Below are 17,402 nucleotides of genomic sequence, written 5' to 3'. Positions count from 1 at the left end.
GGCGCGCGTCATCGGCCGCGGTCCTCGGGAGGACGCGGCCTCCCCCCGGGGCGGGCGCGGCGCCGCACCCGCCAGATCACGACGGCGGCGACGACCACGACGGCGACCACGATCGCGATGGCCTGCCCGGCGACGTGCTCGATCCGGGCGTAGGCGTGGCCGGCGAAGTAGCCGAGCAGCGCGAAGCCCACCCCCCAGATCAGGCCGCCCGCGGCGTTGTAGAGCAGGAACACGCGGCCGGGCATGCGGGAGATCCCCGCCAGCGCGGGCACGATCGCCCGGAGGAACGCGACGAACCGGCCGACGAAGACCGCGCCGCCTCCCCTCCGCCGGATGAGGTCGCGGGCCGCCTCCACCCGGTCGCCGTGGCGGCGGAGCGGGCGGGCGTCGAGGAGCCGCGGCCCGGCGCGGCGCCCGATCTGGTAGCCGGTGAAGTCCCCGGCGATCGCGGCGACGACCACGACCACGGCGAGCCAGAAGATCGAGACCCTGTGCTGGGCGGCCAGCGCCCCGCCGATGACGACGGCCGTCTCGCCGGGCAGGACGAAACCGAAGAACAGGGCGTCCTCGCAGAACACCAGGGCCCCGACGACCGCGTAGACGAGCGGGCCGGACAGCCCGCCCACCCACGATGTGAGCGAGTGAAACAGTGCCACGGCCTTCCCCTACCCCGCGATCCGCGGGTCGGACGCCGAGGCGGACGGGCCGGCATGTTCCCGCGATCGGCGTGATCGACGTCCGCGGCGGGCGGGTAGGACGATGACTGCCCCCGTCCGGGGGGGTGGCGCAGATCACTCGGATGGCCAATGATCCTTGTGACCGGGTGCCAGTGCGGCGACGAGGAGAGACCATGCCCGCAGTCGAGTTCCGCGCGGCGCGCGACTTCCTGCTCGCGCATCGCGACGACTACGCGACGGCGTACGAGAAGTTCCGCTGGCCGGTGCTGACCGGCTTCAACTGGGCGCTGGACTGGTTCGACAAGATCGCCGAGGGCAACGACTCGCCCGCGCTGTGGATCGTCGAGGAGGACGGCTCGGAGGCGAAGTACTCGTTCGAGCGGCTCGCGCGGCGGTCGAACCAGGTGGCGAACCTGCTGCGGCGGACCGGGGTGCGGCGCGGCGACCGGATCATCCTGATGCTCGGCAACCAGGTGGAGCTGTGGGAGACGGTCCTCGCCGCGATGAAGATCGGCGCGGTCATCATCCCGTGCACGCCGCTGCTCGGCACGGCCGACCTGCAGGACCGGCTCACCCGGGGCGAGGCCCGGCACGTGGTGACCGGCTCGGCGCACACCGGGAAGTTCGACGGCGTCGAGGGCGAGTACACGAAGATCGCCGTGGGCGACCCGGTGGACGGCTGGGTGCGGTACGCGGGCGCCTACGAGGAGGCGGAGAGCTTCACCCCGTACGGGTCGACCATGTCGCAGGACACGCTGCTGCTCTACTTCACGTCCGGGACGACGGCGCAGCCGAAGCTGGTCGAGCACACGCACGCGTCGTACCCGGCCGGGCACCTGTCGACGATGTACTGGATCGGGCTGCGGCCCGGGGACGTCCATCTGAACATCTCGTCGCCGGGGTGGGCGAAGCACGCGTGGAGCAACGTCTTCGCGCCGTGGGACGCCGAGGCGTGCGTCTTCATCTTCAACTACACGCGGTTCGACCCCGACCGGCTCCTGGAGACCCTCGACCGGTGCGGCGTGACGAGCTTCTGCGCGCCGCCGACCGTCTGGCGGATGCTGATCCAGGCCGATCTCGGCCGCCTCGCCACCCCGCCCCGCGAGGTCGTCGCCGCCGGCGAGCCGCTGAACCCCGAGGTGATCGAGCGCGTCAAGGCCGCCTGGGACCGCACGATCCGCGACGGGTTCGGGCAGACCGAGACGACCGTCCAGATCGCCAACACGCCCGGCCAGCCGGTCAAACCGGGTTCGATGGGACGCCCGGTGCCCGGCTACACGGTGACGCTGATCGACCCGCTGACCGGCGAGCCCGGCGACGAGGGCGAGATCTGCCTCGACCTCGAAGACCGTCCGCTCGGGCTGATGACCGGCTACCACGGCGACGAGGAGCGCACCGACGAGGCGATGGCCGGCGGCCACTACCACACCGGCGACATCGGCTCCCGCGACCAGGACGGATACATCACCTATGTCGGACGCGCCGACGACGTGTTCAAGGCGTCCGACTACAAGATCTCGCCGTTCGAGCTGGAGAGCGTGCTGATCGAGCACGAGGCGGTCGCGGAGGCCGCCGTGGTGCCCTCGCCCGACCCGGTCAGGGCGGCCGTCCCCAAGGCGTACGTCACGCTCGCCAGCGGCTGGGAGCCGACCGCCGAGACCGCGAAGGCGATCTTCGTGCACTGCCGGGCGCAGCTGTCGCCGTACAAGCGGATCCGCCTGCTGGAGTTCGCCGAGCTGCCGAAGACGATCTCCGGCAAGATCCGCCGCGTCGAGCTGCGGACCAGCGAGATCGACAAGCATCCCGGCGAGGACGACCGGCCGGAGGGCGAGTTCCGCGAGGAGGACCTGCGATGACGCTCTCCTACGCGTCCGCCGTCTCGAGCACCCCGCTGCTCGGTGACACCATAGGCGCGAACCTCGACCGGACGGTCGCCGCCTTCGACGAGCGAGACGCGCTCGTCGACCGCACCTCCGGCCGCCGCTGGACGTACGAGCAGTTCGCCGACGACGTGGAGGCGCTCGCGCTCGGCCTGCGCGACCTCGGCGTCGTCAAGGGCGACCGCGTCGGGATCTGGGCGCCGAACTGCGCCGAGTGGATGATCGTCCAGTACGCGACGGCCAAGCTCGGCGCGATCCTCGTCAACATCAACCCCGCCTACCGGCTGCATGAGCTCGAGTTCGTCCTCAACCAGGCGGGCATCCGCACGCTTGTGTCGGCGTCCGCGTTCAAGACGTCCGACTACACGGCGATGGTGGACGAGGTCAGACCCAAGTGCCCCGCCCTACGTGACGTCATATTCATCGGCACGCCCGACTGGGACGCGCTCATAGAGGCGGGCCGGACGAGTGATCCCGCCGCCCTGACCGACATCGCCCGTACCCTCACCGCCGACGACCCCATCAACATCCAGTACACGTCCGGGACGACGGGCTTCCCCAAGGGCGCGACGCTGTCGCACCACAACATCCTCAACAACGGGTACTTCGTCGGCGAGCTGTGCGGCTACGACGAAGAGGACCGCGTGTGCGTGCCCGTGCCCTTCTACCACTGCTTCGGCATGGTGATGGGCAACCTCGCGGCGACCAGCCACGGCGCGTGCGTCGTGATCCCGGCGCCGGCGTTCGACCCGAAGGCGACGCTGGAGGCGGTCGCGGCCGAACGCTGCACGTCGCTGTACGGGGTGCCGACGATGTTCATCGCCGTCCTGAACGAGCCATCGCTCGACGCGCTGGACCTCTCCTCCCTCCGCACCGGGATCATGGCCGGCTCACCGTGCCCGGTCGAGGTGATGAAACAGGTCATCGAGCGGCTCGGGATGGGCGAGGTCGCGATCTGCTACGGCATGACGGAGACCTCTCCGGTGTCGACCCAGACCCGGGCGGGCGACTCGCTCGACCGGCGGGTGTCCACGGTCGGGACCGTCCTGCCGCACCTGGAGATCAAGATCATCGATCCGGAGACCGGCGTCACCGTCCCGCGCGGCATGCCCGGCGAGTTCTGCACCCGCGGCTACTCGGTGATGCTCGGCTACTGGGAGGAACCGGACAAGACGGCCCAGGCCATCGACGCCGCCCGCTGGATGCACACCGGCGACCTCGCCGTGATGGACGGCGACGGCTACGTCAACATCACCGGCCGGATCAAGGACATGGTGATCCGCGGCGGCGAGAACATCTACCCGCGCGAGATCGAGGAGTTCCTCTACACCCATCCCGACATCGTGGACGCGCAGGTCGTCGGCGTCCCGGACGAGAAGTACGGCGAGGAGCTGATGGCGTGGGTGCGCCTGCGCGAGGGCGTGCCCGGCCTGACCGCAGGGCAGCTGCGCTCGTTCTGCGAGGGCAGGCTGGCGCACTACAAGATCCCGCGCTACGTCCACGTCGTGGACGAGTTCCCGATGACGGTCACCGGCAAGATCCGCAAGGTGCAGATGCGCGCCGAGGCCGTCGACATCCTCGGTCTGGAAGAGGTCGCCTCGACCAGGCACGCCTGAGTTCCGGGCGGGACCGCCGCCACCGCCGGGTCGCGGAGGGGCCGGCCGAACCGTCGGGAGACCGCGGGGCCGCGCGGTTCTCCTTCGATTCCCTGATCGGTGTTCCTTCGATCGGGCCCGGCGACGGGGTCAGCCCCGTGTCGTGGACGTCGTCCAGTGCAGATCGGCCCCCGTGGCGCACTGCATGGACGAAACGGTCACCACACGCCGGCTGCGCCGGGCCGTGATCGCACGGCCGTCCCGCCTGTTCCCGGCAGGGACGTCCGGCCCCGATATGCACAGAAAACCGTAACACCTCGGCGAACCGGATTGTTCTCAATAAATGGATTGCGCACCTGCCGTCCCCCCGGCCCGATCGTGATCCGATAGCGCTCTCCCACCCGGCTGAAACCTCGATACCGTGGGCCTTGTGGAGGTTGAGGAGCCGGGCGGGGCATCCCGCCGGAAAGCACTCTGGCTGCTTGGTGCGGCCGCCGGGCTCGCCACGCTCGGACCGGACGCGGCACGCCCCCCGGACGGTGTCCAGGCCGTGGCCTCGCCCTCGTCGACGCCCCGCGCGAGACCGGTGATCCACCCGACGCCCACCGCGGCGCCGGCACCGACCCCGCGGGCCGCGTCCTGGACGCCGGGCAAGCTCACCGCGCTGAAGAAGCCGGTCAGCGAACTGTCCGAGCTGGCCCCTCCCGCGCCGCCGAAGTCGATCGCCCTGACCGTCGACGACGGCCCGAGCCCCGCCTGGACGCCGAAGATGCTCGACCTGCTGGCCGAGCACGACGTCCACGCGACGTTCTTCATCATCGGCGAGCAGGTGAAGGAGTACCCGAAGCTCACCCGCCGCATCGCCGACGCCGGCCACCAGATCTGCAACCACACCGAGACGCACCCGATCTCCATCGGGGGGCTGCCGAAGAAGCGGGTCCGCAAGGAGATCGTCGGAGCCTACGCCCGGCTCGCCGACGTCACCGGCGTCGTCCCGCAGTTCTTCCGCTCCCCCGGCGGCAACTGGTCGAAGACGGTCCTGGAGCTGGTCGCCGAGCACGACATGCTCCCGATCGACTGGGCCGTCGACCCGCGCGACTGGGCCCGTCCGGGGGTCGGCCGCATCCGCCGCGCCCTGCTCAAGGGCAAGGAGAACGACATCCTCCTGTGCCACGACGGCGGCGGCGACCGCTCCCAGACGCTCAAGGCCCTCGACACCGTCATCCCGAAGCTGAAAAAGCGCGGCCTGACCTTCGTGACCCTCTGACCACCGCGCCGGCTCTCCGGAGCGGTGGCCGCCCACGGGCGACAGCGAGCAGGCTTCGCGGTCGCCGATCGCCTGCTCGACCTGGGGCGCGGCGATGTCGCTGGCCTTCAGCACGACGACCGCGGGCTCGGGGTTGCCGGGGAACGCCTCGTTCAGCCGGGTGTAGGTCTGCGCGATCTCCTCGCCGCGCGGGATCTGCTGGTCGACGCGGAGCCGCTCGGTCTTCATGCCCAGCGCGGGCGCGGCCAGCGCCAGCAGGAGCCCGGCCGACAGCAGGGCGGCGATCCCGGGACGGGCCAGGACGGGCTTCAGCAGCGTCCCGACCACTCCGGCGCGCCCCTCGCGGCGCCGGGGGAGCCGGACGCGGCCGAAGTCGACCTTGTCGCCGAGCAGGGACAGCAGCGCGGGCAGGACGGTCACCGAGCCGAGCATCGCGATGCACACGACGAGGATCGTCGCGATCGCGAACCCCTTGAAGAGCAGGAGGCCGGACAGGAACATCCCGGACATCGCGACCATGACGGTGATGCCCGAGACCAGCACCGAGCGGCCCGAGGTGGCGGCGGCGATCGCGAGGGCGGTCTCCCGGTCGCGGCCCCTGCGGCGCTCCTCACGTTCGCGCTGCAGGTAGAACAGGCAGTAGTCGACGCCGACGGCGAGGCCCATCAGCAGCATGACCGAGTTCGTCGTCTGGTCGACGTGCAGCGCGTGGCTGACCACCGCGAGGACACCGCCCGCGGCGAGGAACGCGGTGAAGGCGAGCAGGACGGGCAGCACGGCCGCGAGCAGCGCGCCGAACGCGACCAGCAGGATGCCCAGCGCGAGCGGCACCGCCGTCATCTCGGCCCGCTTGAAGTCGCCGCCGAGGGCCTCGTCGAACCAGGCGTCGGCGGTGGCTCCGCCGAACTCCCCGATCTGGACGGACGGGTTGCCCCGCTCCGCCTTCGTCACCGCGTCCTGGACCGCGGGCAGCGGATCGTCCGGTAGGTCCTTGAGCGTGAACTGCACGATCACATGGCGCCCGTCCTTGGCGACGACGTTCGGGCGCAGATCCGTGATCTTGCCGGTGGCCCGGACGTTCGCCCGGACGTCCGCCACCGCCCGCCTCATCTCGGGCGAACCCGCCGGAGCCCCCGAGATCAGCACCGTCTCCTGGTCGGGGTCCTCGATCCCGGCCTCGGCGAGGATCTGCCCGGCCCGCGCCGACTGCCCGGTGCCCTGCTCGTGGTCCGCCATCGTGACCTGGCCGGCGGCGCCGCCGAGCACCGTGGCCAGGACGACCAACAGCAGCCAGCCGAGGATGGCCGTCATGCGATGCCGCGCGCTCCATCCGCCGAGCGTCGCGGCGAGATTCCGTTTCATGGGGGTCCCCTGGTCTAGTCGTCTGCGGGGTGACACCCATAGACGCTAGGAAGCGCGCACCCAGGGCGACATGGCTCTAGGCGGCGTCCCGGGGTGGACGTAAGTACACCCCCGTCTCGGGTTGCGGGCACACTGTGCTGGTGCGCGCACGCCAGAAGACTGGACTCCGGACGGCAAGAGACCCGCGGAGGACCCGGTGAACGGTGAATTGGTGAAACAGAGAAGGCTGCAGCAGCACGCGATCGCCGCCTGGCGCGGGCTCGCGTTCATGTTCCTGGGAATTCCGGCGATGCTCGTTGGCCTGTGGTTCCTCACGGTCGTCTCGATGATCACCAGTTTCCTCGGGGTGCTGCTGTTCCCGTCGGCGACGATGCTGCTGCGGACCCAGCTCGACGCGTACCGCGACCGGATCAACCGGTGGACCGACACGCGGATCGAGCGGCCGTACCTGCCCGAACCCGACGAGCAGCCGGGCCTGAACGGCTTCCTCAAGCGGTTCGTCGCGCTGATCTCCGACCCGGCCACCTGGCGCGACTACCTGTGGGTGGTGGTCGACCCCGTCGTCGCGATCTTCACGGCGGCGCTGCCCGGCCTGCTCGTCCTGTACGGGCTGTGGGGGTACCTCCTCGCCGCGTTCGCCGGCGACGTGATCGGCGATTACGGCGGCAACGACTGGTACGGCTACATCCACGTCACGGAGGGGTACGGCCGCGACACCGGACGCGTCATGTCCACCCTGTTCCTCGCGACGGTCTTCGTCGTGGTCGGGTACGCGATCGCCCCGAAGATGCTGAACGTGTACGGGCGCTGGGGCAAGTCGATCCTCGGCCCGACGAAGAAGTCACAGCTCGCGCTGCGCGTCCAGCACCTCACCGAGACGCGGTCGGAGGCCGTGGACGCCTCCGCCGCCGAGCTGCGCCGCATCGAGCGCGACCTGCACGACGGCGCGCAGGCCCGGCTCGTCGCGATGGGCATGAGCCTCGGCGCGATCGAGCACCTCCTCGACAGGGACCCGGAGAAGGCGCGGCTGCTGCTCGCCGAGACCCGCGCATCGTCGGCGAAGGCCCTGCACGAGCTGCGCGACCTCGTCCGCGGCATCCACCCGCCGGTGCTCGCCGACCGGGGCATCGGCGACGCGGTCAAAGCGCTCGCGCTCGACCACCCGCTGAAGGTCGAGGTCAGCGCGGATCTGCCCGGCCGGCCGGACGCGCCGGTCGAGTCCGCCGCCTACTTCGCGGTGTCGGAGATCCTCACCAACGCCGCCAAGCACTCCGGCGCGTCCCGCGTGTGGATCGACATGCGGTACGAGGACGGCATGCTGCGCATCACCGTCACCGACGACGGGCGCGGCGGCGCCACCCTCGACGGCGGGACGGGGCTGCGCGGCATCGAGCGCAGGATCGGTACATTCGACGGCGTCCTCGCCCTCAGCTCACCGGTGGGCGGCCCGACGATGGTGACCCTGGAGCTGCCGTGCGCGTTGTCCTCGCCGAAGATCTCGCCCTCCTGAGGGAGGGTCTCGTCAGCCTGCTGGAGACGCACGGCTTCGAGATCGCGGCGGCCGTCGACAACGGCCCCTCGCTCCTCAAGGCACTGCTCGACCACCGCCCCGACGTGGCGGTGGTCGACGTGCGCCTGCCGCCGTCCTTCACCGACGAGGGGCTCCAGGCGGCGCTGGAGGCGCGCCGCCAGGTGCCGGGCCTGCCCGTCCTCGTGCTGTCGCAGTACGTGGAGCAGCTCTACGCCCGCGAGCTGCTCGCGGACGGCACCGGGGCCATCGGCTACCTGCTGAAGGACCGGGTGTTCGACGCGGCCCAGTTCGTGGACGCGGTCCGCCGGGTCGCGGCGGGCGGCACCGCGATGGACCCCGAGGTCATCTCCCGGCTCGTCGCCAGCGGCACCCGCGACACCCCGCTGAGCCGCCTCACCCCGCGCGAGACCGAGGTCCTGGAGCTGATGGCGCAAGGGCGGTCCAACGCGGCGATCGCGGAGCGGCTCGTCGTCACCGAGCGGGCCGTCACCAAGCACACCGCCAACATCTTCGCCAAGCTCGACCTGCCGGTGACCGGCGACGACAACCGCCGCGTGCTCGCCGTCCTCGCCTACCTGAACAAATGACCGGCGCCCGGCCTGAGCCCGGATGATCGTCGCGTTCGTGCCGTAGCGACCCGAAGCCGTACCGGGTGGCATAGTTTGCTCCGCGAGACGGCCCGGGGAGGGCGCGATGACGGTGATTCTGATCCTGCTGTGCCTGGCGATCGCCGGCCGGGAGCTGTACCTGGCGTTCGAGCGCCGGCATTCCCCGGGCGCGCCCGAGATCGCCGACATCCGCACCCAGCTCCGCGCGCTCAAGGGCACCCGGGACGAGCTGGAGAACTTCCGCGCGTCCCAGCGGGAACGGCTCGACCGGCTCGCCGCCGAGCAGGAGCGCGACCGGGAGGCGATCGGCGCCGCCGACGCCCGGATCCGGTCCCTGATCTCGCAGATCAACGACCGGCTGCTGCCGGACGTCGGCGGACGGCTCAAGCAGCAGCGGGAGACGGCCGCCGAGCAGCACGCCTCCCTCGACCGGCTGGCCGCCGAGGTCGCGGTCCTGCGCGCGCACCTCGTCGGACGGCTGGACCAGGCCGTCGCCGCGTCCCTCGGCGCCCAGCCCGCGGAGCTGGTCGCAGGGTCCCTCACCGCCGGCCCGGCCGGCGCGCGGGACGCGCTCACCGGCCCGTACGAGCGGTTCGCCGAGCAGCACGGGCTGCGCGTCGAGCTGACCGACCGGGACCGCTACTACCTGTCCGGACGCAGCCCGCGCGCCCTGGAGGGCGACTTCGTCGACCTCGTCGGCGCGCTGCGCGGCGGCTTCCGGGAGGCGACCGGGGAGACCCGGAACCTGCTGGGCGCGCTGCGCGACATCGACCAGGGCGGCGCGCAGATCGGGCCGCTCCTCATCGTCCGGACGCCGGAGTCGCTCGTGTGCGGGGTGCTGCCGCTCGCCGAACTGCGGCGGGACTCCGGGAGCCTGCTGGACGATCCGGCCGAGACGGCCCGCCGGCTGCACCGGCTCCCGGAGGGCCGGTTCTGCGACGTGTCCGCCGTCAACGTGTAGGGGACGTCCAGGTGAAGGCGGGTGCGCGGCGTTCGAGGAACGCGGCGACGCCCTCCTCGACCTCGCCGCCCGCGGCGACCTCCGCCAGCCACCGGGCGTTCTTCTCCTCGACCGGGCCGGCGGCGGCGATGGCGTCCACGATGTCCTTGGTCGCCTGCTGGGTGAGCAGCGACCGGGACGCGAGGGTCTCGGTGAACGCGGCGACCCGGTCGCGGAGACCGCCCGCCGGGACGGCCTCGTCCACGAGCCCGATCCGGAGCGCGTGCTCGGCGCCGATCAGGTCCGCGGAGAAGAGCAGGTACTTCGCGGAGGCCGCCCCGACGAGCCGGACGAGCCGGGTCGTCGCGGCCACCGGGTAGACGATGCCGAGCTTGGCCGGAGTGATCCCGAACCGGGCGTCCTCGGCGGCGAACCGCAGGTCGCAGGCCGCCGCGAGCTGGCAGCCGCCGCCCACGCAGTACCCCTCGATGGCGGCGAGCGTCGGCTTGCCGAACGCGGCGAGCGCCCGCTCGGCGACCGTCGACAGATGCGAGTCGTCGTCGCGGTGGATGTCGCGCAGCTCGGATATGTCGGCGCCCGCGCAGAAGTTTCCGCCCGCTCCCGTCAGCACCGCCACCCGGACGGCCGGGTCCTTCGCGAGGGCGTCCAGGATGCCGGGCAGCGCCCGCCACATGTCCGCCGACATCGCGTTCCGCTTGGCGGGACGGTCGATGGTGATCGTCCCGACGCCCTCGGCGACCTCGAAGTCAAGCCCCGCGGCCATGGTCCCCCCTCTGCTCCGACGCCGCTCATCGTACGGAGCGCGTTTGCACCGGACATCCCCGGGGCATCTGGACGGATCGGAACCCGGACGCCACTCGCGGAGTCATAACCACCATCGGCCGTCGGCGCGTGTCGGGGGACACGCGCACGCGGCAAGGCGCCGCACCACGTCGGGCACAGGGGGATCGACCTGCATGAGAGAAATATGCGGCCGTCCGGGAATGCACAACCCGCTTCGAGTGCTGTATTGTCGAGGCAACGTCTTCGGAGTTCCGCGAATCGCATCGAGGACGCTTCTTCCCCGCCCGGGCCATCTGAGCGCCCGGTGAACTTTCCGGCCCGGTACGCGCGAATAGGCGTTCCGGACCGCCGCACAAGGGAGCCGACGTCAGCCCGGTGAACCGAGCTGCATTTCTTGTTTTCCTCTCGCGTACGCGCCGCGGGTTCCGCCGCCGTACCCGGGAATCGACTCCAGGCGGCGCGGGCCGTTCCGCGCGAGCCTGAGAAGGGACCCACATGTCCACTTCCACCCTCACCACCGAACCCGACACCGCGGGACATCCCGCGACCGGGCACCCCGCCACGGGGCACCCCGCCACGGGCCGCAGGTCGCAGGCGCACACCGTGCCCTCGCAGAGCCCCCGGAAGAGCGGCCAGCAGGGGCGGCGCGCCGCCGACGACGCGCCGGCCGTCCCGTTCCACGGCATCCTCGCCGTCCAGGACAAGCACGCGTTCGTCCGCACCTCCGGCTACCTCGCCGGCCCGGAGGACGTGCACGTCTCCCTCGCCCAGGTCACGGCGCACCACCTGCGTCCCGGCGACGTCGTCGCGGGCACCGCCAAGGCGCCGAAGTCGAACCGGGAGAAGTTCTCCTCGCTCGCCCGCGTCGAGTCCGTGAACGGCCTCGCGGTGGCGGACGCCGCGAACCGCCCCGAGTTCGCCAAGCTGACCCCCCTGTTCCCCGACGAGCGGCTCCGCCTCGACACCGGCCCGCTCGCCACCCGCGTCATCGACCTGGTCGCGCCGATCGGCAAGGGCCAGCGCGGGCTCATCGTGTCGCCGCCCAAGGTCGGCAAGACGATGGTCCTGCAGGCCGTCGCGAACGCCATCGCGCAGAACAACCCCGAAGTGCACCTCATGGTCGTGCTCATCGACGAGCGGCCCGAGGAGGTCACCGACCTGCAGCGGACGGTGCGCGGCGAAGTCATCCACTCGACGTTCGACCGTCCCGCGCAGGACCACACGGCCCTCGCCGAGCTCGCCATCGAGCGGGCCAAGCGGCTCGTCGAGCAGGGCCACGACGTGGTCATGCTGCTCGACTCGATCACCCGGCTCGGCCGCGCCTACAACCTCGCGGCGCCCTCCAGCAGCCGCATCCTCGCCGGCGGCGTCGCGACGACCGCGATCTACCCGCCGAAGAAGTTCTTCGGCGCCGCCCGCAACATCGAGGACGGCGGGTCGCTGACGATCCTCGCCACCGCCCTGGTGGAGACCGGATCCCGCATGGACGACGTCTTCTTCGAGGAGTACAAGGGCACCGGCAACATGGAGCTGAAGCTCGACCGGGGCCTCGCCGACCGCCGCGTCTTCCCCGCCGTCGACATCGAGGCGTCCGGCACGCGCCGCGACGAGCTGCTCATGTCCCCCGAGGAACTCGCCCTCTCCTGGCGCCTGCGCCGCGCCCTGCAGGGGCTGGAGAAGCAGCAGGCCGTCGAGCAGCTCCTGGAGAAGATGAAGGGCACCTCCTCCAACGCCGAGTTCCTGCTCCGCCTCCAGCAGACGACCTAGACAACGACCTGGTCGCACCGCACAACGACCTGGTCGCCCAGCGGACGGCCTAGTCGCCCTTCTCCGGCCGGAACGATTTGAGGATCTTGTCGTAGAGGCGCTGGCCCGGCGTCCAATCGGGGTCGGGCGCGTAGAAGCAGAACTCGTATCCGGCCGCCCGGCTGCACAGCACATGCCGGACGAGGCCGCCCTCGCCGCCGGACCGGCCGTCGTCCTGCCAGGTGAACTCCCATTCGGCGGCGCCCGCGATGACCTCGGGCACCGGTTCGAGCCGCAGCCGCCGGTAGGCCGGATAGCGGTCCTCCTGGACCGCCCGATGCTCTTCGGCGCGCAGCCCGGCCAGCGGGCTGCCCGGTGCCGGGGCGATGCGCAGCCCCCGTCCGGACACCGCGTCCTTCCACGTCATGACGTTGCCGCGCCGCTCGGCCTGCCACCCCGCCGGCACGCGCACCGAGTAGGCGCCCGCCTCCCGGTACTTCGCGGTCTTCGCCGTCACGCCCGCCGCCGGGCGCAGCGCCACCGCGTCGCTCTTGCCGATCGACGTCCAGCGGGCCGCCCAGGTGCCCGCGCCCGCCGCGAGCGCCGCCAGCACCGCGACCCCGATGGCGGCGCCCGGACGTATGTGCCGGCCGCCGAACTGCCGCCGGGAGCGCGCCACGATCGCGCGGGGCGTCCAGGCGTCGCGATGCCGCCACCGGCCGCGGGCGCGTCTCGAACCGCACGGCGGCGTTCCGCCGGACCCGTGCCGCAGCGTCCACGGGACGCGCGGCCCCCGGGCTGTCCGGCGCCGTGCCGCGTCCCGCGACACCCACGCGCCGCGGAGCGCCCACGGCACGCGGCGCCGCACGGCGGCCCTGTGCAGGGCGAGGGCGCGAGGCTCCTTCGGAGGTGTCGCGCGCGTGATGCCCGGTTCCGGGAGGGAGCCGAGGATCTCCCGCAGCCGGTCGGCGGTGGCCTCGGACGTCAGGCGGTCCTCCGGCCGCTGCCGCAGCAGCCCCTCGATGACGGGCGTCAGCGGCCCGGCCCGCACCGGCCGCGCGTAGTCGCCGAGGAGCACCGCCATCATGGACGCGAGAGCGTGCGAACGCAGGAACGGCGAGAAGCCCTCGACCGCCGTGTAAAGCGTCGCACCGAATGACCAAAGGTCGGACGCCTCCACGCTCGGCTGCCCGTCGACGCGTTCCGGCGGTAGATAAGCGGGAGATCCTTCAATGCCGGCGGGCATTGTGTCGGCCAACTCCTGGCCATTGTTCGCATGGACGGCGAGGCCGAAGTCGGTGAGGAGAACGCGCCCGTCGTCGCAGACGAGGACATTGCTGGGCTTGACGTCGCGGTGCAGGATTCCCGCCGCGTGCGAGGCGCGCAGCACCGACAGGACGGCCGCGCCGATCTCCGCGGTCCGCCGCACGCCGAGCGGCCCGTCCTCGGTGACGAGCCTGTTCAGCGAGCACGCGTCCAGGAACTCCATGACGATCCACGGGCGCCCGTCCTCGATGACCAGGTCGTGGACGGCGACCACGCCGGGATGCCGCAGCGCGGCGGTGGCGCGCGCCTCGGCGAGCAGGCGCCGGCACATCACCCTGCGTTCACTCTGGGTGATGCGCGGCGGAAGGTGAACCTCTTTCACCGCGACGTCCCGGTCGAGCATCTCGTCGTACGCCCGCCAGACGGTGCCCATGCCGCCCCTGCCGACCACAGAGAGCAGGCGATACCGTCGAGCGAGCGGTATCAACCGATCCCCATTCATGGAACGGATAATCGCCGGAACGCGCCCAAGACACGCCCCTTCGGCATCAATCGATTCTTGACCGCCGCCCGACGGGAAATGCCTGCTCAGCCGTGGTATAACCGAGCGGAGCCCATTTAGCCGAGCACGCCCCGCGCCCACTTGTAGTCGGACTTGCCGACGGCCGTGCGCTGCACCTCGTCCACCACCGTGATCTGCCGCGGGAGCTTGTAGCCGGCGAGCCGGCCGCGGCAGTGCTCGGCGAGCTGCTCCAGCGTGACGGTCGCGCCGGGGCGCGGCGCGACGACGGCGGCGACGCGCTGCCCGAACCGCTCGTCCGGCAGGCCGACGACGACCGCGTCGTACACGTCGGGGTGGTCCTTCAGCGCGACCTCGACCTCCTCCGGGTAGACCTTCTCCCCACCCGTGTTGATCATGAGGGAGCCGCGGCCGAGGAGGGTGATCGTCCCGTCCTCCTCCAGGCTCGCGTAGTCGCCGGGGATCGACCAGCGGGTCCCGTCGGCGGCGGTGAAGAACGTCGACGCCGTCTTCTCGGGGTCGTTGTAGTAGCCGATGGGGATGTGACCGCTGCGCGCGAGCTTGCCGATCTCGCCGGGCTTGACCACGTTGAGGTCGTCGTCCAGGACGGTGATGCCCGGCTTCATCATGAACCGGGCCGTCCCCTCCTTGGCGCCGACGGACGGGCCGCACGCGCCGGTCTCCGACGCGCCGTAGTTGTCGAGGAACATGATGTTCGGGAGGTGCTCCTGGAGCGCCTGCTTGGCGCCCTCGGTGAGCGGCGCCCCGCCCGACGCGATCGCGATCAGCGACGACGTGTCGTGCCCGCCGCCCGCCAGCGCCTTCGCGACCGGCCGCGCCATGACGTCGCCGACCAGCATCATCACGTTCGCCTTCTCTTCGGCGAGCAACCGCAGCGCCTTGTCGGCGTCGAACGCATGGTCGGTGTAAAGGACGACCTTCGCGCCGCTGAACAGCCCCATGAACGCGACCCACTGGCCCGCGCCGTGCATGACCGGCGCGCAGTCCAGGACGGCCATCCCGGGCTGGTCGGCGTTGGCGGCCAGTTCCTCCGGGCTGCCGATCGGGTCGCCGAGGACGTTCCCGCCGCCGAGCGCGCCGAAGAAGATGTCCTCGCAGCGCCACTCGACGCCCTTCGGATAGCCGGTCGTGCCGCCCGTGTACATGATGTAGCGGTCGTCGCTGGACCGCTCCGGGAAGTCGTCGCCGGGGCCCGCCTCCGCCAGCGCCTTCTCGTACTCGACCGCGCCGGGGATCTCGTCCGCCGAGCCGTCCTCCAGGACGACGATGTGCCGCAACTCGGGCAGTTCGCCGCGGATCTCCTCCGCCTTCGCCAGAAGCGAACGCTCCCCGATCAGCGCGACCGAGTCGGAGTCGGCGAGCACGTGCCGCAGTTCCGCGGCGACGTAGCGGAAGTTCACCGGGACCGGCACGGCGCGGATCTTGAAGGCGCCGAACATCGCCTCGATCCACTCGGCGCGGTTGTAGGCGAGGATCGCGACGTGCTCGCCCGCCCGCACGCCGGCCGCCGCCAGATGCCGGCCGACCCGGCTCGCACGCTCGTCGAGCTGCCGATACGTCCGCCGCTCGGCCCCGGCCACGAGGGCGGGCCGGTCCGGGCCGGCTTCGGCCAGGATCTCGAGCAGGTCGGCCAGGTTGTAGCTTCGCGCCATGCCACGTCCTCGCGGGGTGTCGGGGTGGGGACCTGGTCCGATCCTGCTCGTGAACGGCCGGCGAACTCAATGCTTATTGGCGCCAGGTCCAATGAGATGAGTCACATCCCACAGTGCCTAATCCGGCCACGCGCAAGCTTCTTACACGGCTCTTATCTGGGTACCGGCATCCTTGGCCGTAACGATTCAGTATCAGACGGGGGTAGTGGTGAGCGCAGGCACGATGGCGTGGACCCCGCCGACGTGGGAGGAGATCGTCACCGAGCACTCGACCCGGGTGTTCCGGCTGGCGTACCGGCTGACCGGCGACCGGCACGACGCCGAGGACCTGACACAGGACGTGTTCATCCGGGTCTTCCGCTCGCTGTCGTCCTACAGCCCCGGCACGTTCGAGGGCTGGCTGCACCGGATCACGACGAACCTGTTCCTCGACCGCGCCCGCCGCAAGCAGCGCATCCGCTTCGACTCCCTCGGCGACGACGCCGCCGAGCGCCTGCGGGGCCGCGAGCCGACGCCGGCGCAGGCCTACGACGACCGGCACCTGGACGCCGACATCCAGAAGGCGCTGGACGCCCTCGCCCCCGAATACCGCGCCGCCGTCGTCCTGTGCGACATCGAGGGCCTGTCGTACGAGGAGATCGCCGCCACCCTGAACGTGAAGCTCGGCACCGTGCGCTCCCGCATCCACCGGGGCCGCGCCCAGTTGCGGGCCGCCCTGGAGCACCGCCGCCCCGCAGAGGCGTCCGGCGTCACCAGTGACCGCTGAGCACCTGAGCCATACCCGGGTGCGGTCGCGGCGATGAGTCCGCCGGCGCCCACAGGTCTACCTCCTGACCGAGACGACCGACTCATTGGGAGCATGGCATGGGACTCATCCATATCGAGATGTTCGCGACCCTCGACCTCGTCGGGCAGGCGCCCGGCGGCCCCGAGGAGGACCCGGCGGGGTTCCCGTTCGGCGGCTGGCAGGCGCCGCTGATGGACGACGTCGAGGGGGCGCAGGTCGGTGCCGCGTACGAGGGCACGGACGCCCTGCTGCTCGGCCGGCGGACGTACGACATCTTCGCCGGCTACTGGCCGCACCAGGAGGGCGGCCAGGACAACGACATCGCCACCCTCTTCAACAGCGTCCCGAAGTACGTGGCCTCGCGCGGCAGGCCCGACCTCTCGTGGGCCGGGTCCACGCAGCTCGGTCCGGATCTGGCCGGCGCGGTGCGCGAGATCCGTGACCGGCACGAGCACGTGAAGGTCGTCGGGAGCCTGGACCTGGTGCAGACCCTCCTGCGCGAGAAGCTCTTCGACCGTCTCGACCTCTGGGTGCACCCGATCGTGCTCGGCGTGGGGAAGAAGGTGTTCGACGGGGGCGCGGTCCCCACGAACATCACGCTTCTCGAACCGCCGGTGGCCAGTCCGAAGGGCACCGTGTACCTGCGCTACGGGCTCGCCGACGGCACGCCCGCGACGGGGGACATGAGCGCACCCGATCGCGGCACCGGGCTCGACGACTGAAGCCGCCGCCAGGCGGGTCGTCCG

General features: G+C 71.5%; 12 protein-coding genes and 2 pseudogenes. 9 read left to right on the top strand and 5 right to left on the bottom strand.

Features of this window, described 5'->3' with window-relative positions; all coding sequences use genetic code 11:
- Positions 1–8 precede the first annotated feature (8 nt).
- Positions 9–656 (bottom strand): DedA family protein, encoded by a 648-nt coding sequence (locus tag SM418_RS10260; RefSeq protein ID WP_371940167.1) that lies wholly within the window; start codon positions 654–656, stop codon positions 9–11.
- A 194-nt stretch (positions 657–850) separates the two neighbouring features.
- Between SM418_RS10260 and SM418_RS10255 the strand changes: the two genes are divergently transcribed.
- From SM418_RS10255 to SM418_RS10245, 3 genes are all read left to right on the top strand, one after another.
- Complete coding sequence (locus tag SM418_RS10255) at positions 851–2,533, top strand: AMP-binding protein (RefSeq protein WP_371940168.1); 1,683 nt, start codon at positions 851–853, stop codon at positions 2,531–2,533.
- Positions 2,530–4,173 carry an AMP-binding protein gene (locus tag SM418_RS10250; protein ID WP_371940169.1) on the top strand — a complete coding sequence of 548 codons (1,644 nt, stop codon included), beginning with the start codon at positions 2,530–2,532 and terminating at the stop codon, positions 4,171–4,173. Before SM418_RS10255 ends, SM418_RS10250 begins: the two co-directional genes overlap by 4 nt.
- A 409-nt stretch (positions 4,174–4,582) precedes the next feature.
- Entirely contained in the window at positions 4,583–5,419 is an 837-nt protein-coding gene (locus tag SM418_RS10245) for a polysaccharide deacetylase family protein (RefSeq protein WP_371940170.1), read from the top strand.
- Between the two features lie 414 nt (positions 5,420–5,833).
- On the opposite strand, the pseudogene SM418_RS10240 reads toward SM418_RS10245, so the two are convergent.
- A pseudogene (locus SM418_RS10240) lies at positions 5,834–6,529 on the bottom strand (MMPL family transporter); the annotation flags it as partial.
- A gap of 463 nt (positions 6,530–6,992) precedes the next feature.
- Here SM418_RS10240 and SM418_RS10235 point away from each other — a divergent pair.
- The 3 genes from SM418_RS10235 to SM418_RS10225 all read left to right on the top strand — a co-directional run bounded on the left by SM418_RS10235 (position 6,993) and on the right by SM418_RS10225 (position 9,881).
- The gene (locus SM418_RS10235) at positions 6,993–8,291 is read left to right on the top strand and encodes a sensor histidine kinase (protein ID WP_371940171.1); all 1,299 of its coding nucleotides are present in this window, start codon (positions 6,993–6,995) and stop codon (positions 8,289–8,291) included.
- Complete coding sequence (locus SM418_RS10230; RefSeq protein ID WP_371940172.1) at positions 8,255–8,899, top strand: response regulator; 645 nt, start codon at positions 8,255–8,257, stop codon at positions 8,897–8,899. The genes SM418_RS10235 and SM418_RS10230 overlap by 37 nt, the downstream gene beginning before the upstream one ends.
- A 106-nt stretch (positions 8,900–9,005) precedes the next feature.
- Positions 9,006–9,881, top strand: coding sequence for a hypothetical protein (locus tag SM418_RS10225; protein ID WP_371940173.1), 876 nt, complete (start codon positions 9,006–9,008; stop codon positions 9,879–9,881).
- Here the strand turns inward: SM418_RS10225 and SM418_RS10220 are convergent.
- Positions 9,871–10,644: an enoyl-CoA hydratase/isomerase family protein gene (locus tag SM418_RS10220; protein WP_371940174.1), complete on the bottom strand. Its 774-nt coding sequence runs from the start codon at positions 10,642–10,644 to the stop codon at positions 9,871–9,873. The two genes, SM418_RS10225 and SM418_RS10220, sit on opposite strands and share 11 nt — an antisense overlap.
- 692 nt (positions 10,645–11,336) lie before the next feature.
- On the opposite strand from SM418_RS10220, the pseudogene rho reads away from it, so the two are divergent.
- A pseudogene (gene rho, locus SM418_RS10215) lies at positions 11,337–12,431 on the top strand (transcription termination factor Rho); the annotation flags it as partial.
- Positions 12,432–12,480: 49 nt separating this feature from the next.
- Here rho and SM418_RS10210 read toward each other — a convergent pair.
- Positions 12,481–14,178, bottom strand: coding sequence for a serine/threonine-protein kinase (locus SM418_RS10210; protein ID WP_371940175.1), 1,698 nt, complete (start codon positions 14,176–14,178; stop codon positions 12,481–12,483).
- 116 nt (positions 14,179–14,294) lie between these two features.
- Positions 14,295–15,869 carry an acyl-CoA synthetase gene (locus SM418_RS10205; protein WP_371940176.1) on the bottom strand — a complete coding sequence of 525 codons (1,575 nt, stop codon included), beginning with the start codon at positions 15,867–15,869 and terminating at the stop codon, positions 14,295–14,297.
- Positions 15,870–16,092: 223 nt separating this feature from the next.
- Here SM418_RS10205 and sigE point away from each other — a divergent pair, with 223 nt between their 5' ends.
- Positions 16,093–16,635, top strand: coding sequence for an RNA polymerase sigma factor SigE (sigE, locus tag SM418_RS10200; RefSeq protein WP_371940484.1), 543 nt, complete (start codon positions 16,093–16,095; stop codon positions 16,633–16,635).
- 98 nt (positions 16,636–16,733) lie between these two features.
- Positions 16,734–17,378, top strand: a complete 645-nt coding sequence (locus tag SM418_RS10195) for a dihydrofolate reductase family protein (protein ID WP_371940177.1) — start codon at positions 16,734–16,736, stop codon at positions 17,376–17,378.
- Positions 17,379–17,402: the final 24 nt, after the last annotated feature.

It is taken from the genome of Actinomadura chokoriensis (assembly GCF_041463665.1).
In the GTDB taxonomy this organism is placed as follows: Bacteria; Actinomycetota; Actinomycetes; order Streptosporangiales; family Streptosporangiaceae; genus Spirillospora; species Spirillospora chokoriensis_A.
Note: the sequence above shows the minus strand (reverse complement) of the source record. Positions and strands in the feature narration are given on the sequence as shown.

What these genes read in the sequence shown, in the direction of transcription:
- SM418_RS10210 (WP_371940175.1), bottom strand. Translation starts at nt 14,178, where the DNA reads ATGAATGGGGATCGGTTGATACCGCTCGCTCGACGGTATCGCCTGCTC.
- SM418_RS10195 (WP_371940177.1), top strand. Translation starts at nt 16,734, where the DNA reads ATGGGACTCATCCATATCGAGATGTTCGCGACCCTCGACCTCGTCGGG.
- SM418_RS10205 (WP_371940176.1), bottom strand. Translation starts at nt 15,869, where the DNA reads ATGGCGCGAAGCTACAACCTGGCCGACCTGCTCGAGATCCTGGCCGAA.
- SM418_RS10255 (WP_371940168.1), top strand. Translation starts at nt 851, where the DNA reads ATGCCCGCAGTCGAGTTCCGCGCGGCGCGCGACTTCCTGCTCGCGCAT.
- SM418_RS10220 (WP_371940174.1), bottom strand. Translation starts at nt 10,644, where the DNA reads ATGGCCGCGGGGCTTGACTTCGAGGTCGCCGAGGGCGTCGGGACGATC.
- sigE (WP_371940484.1), top strand. Translation starts at nt 16,093, where the DNA reads ATGGCGTGGACCCCGCCGACGTGGGAGGAGATCGTCACCGAGCACTCG.
- SM418_RS10225 (WP_371940173.1), top strand. Translation starts at nt 9,006, where the DNA reads ATGACGGTGATTCTGATCCTGCTGTGCCTGGCGATCGCCGGCCGGGAG.
- SM418_RS10250 (WP_371940169.1), top strand. Translation starts at nt 2,530, where the DNA reads ATGACGCTCTCCTACGCGTCCGCCGTCTCGAGCACCCCGCTGCTCGGT.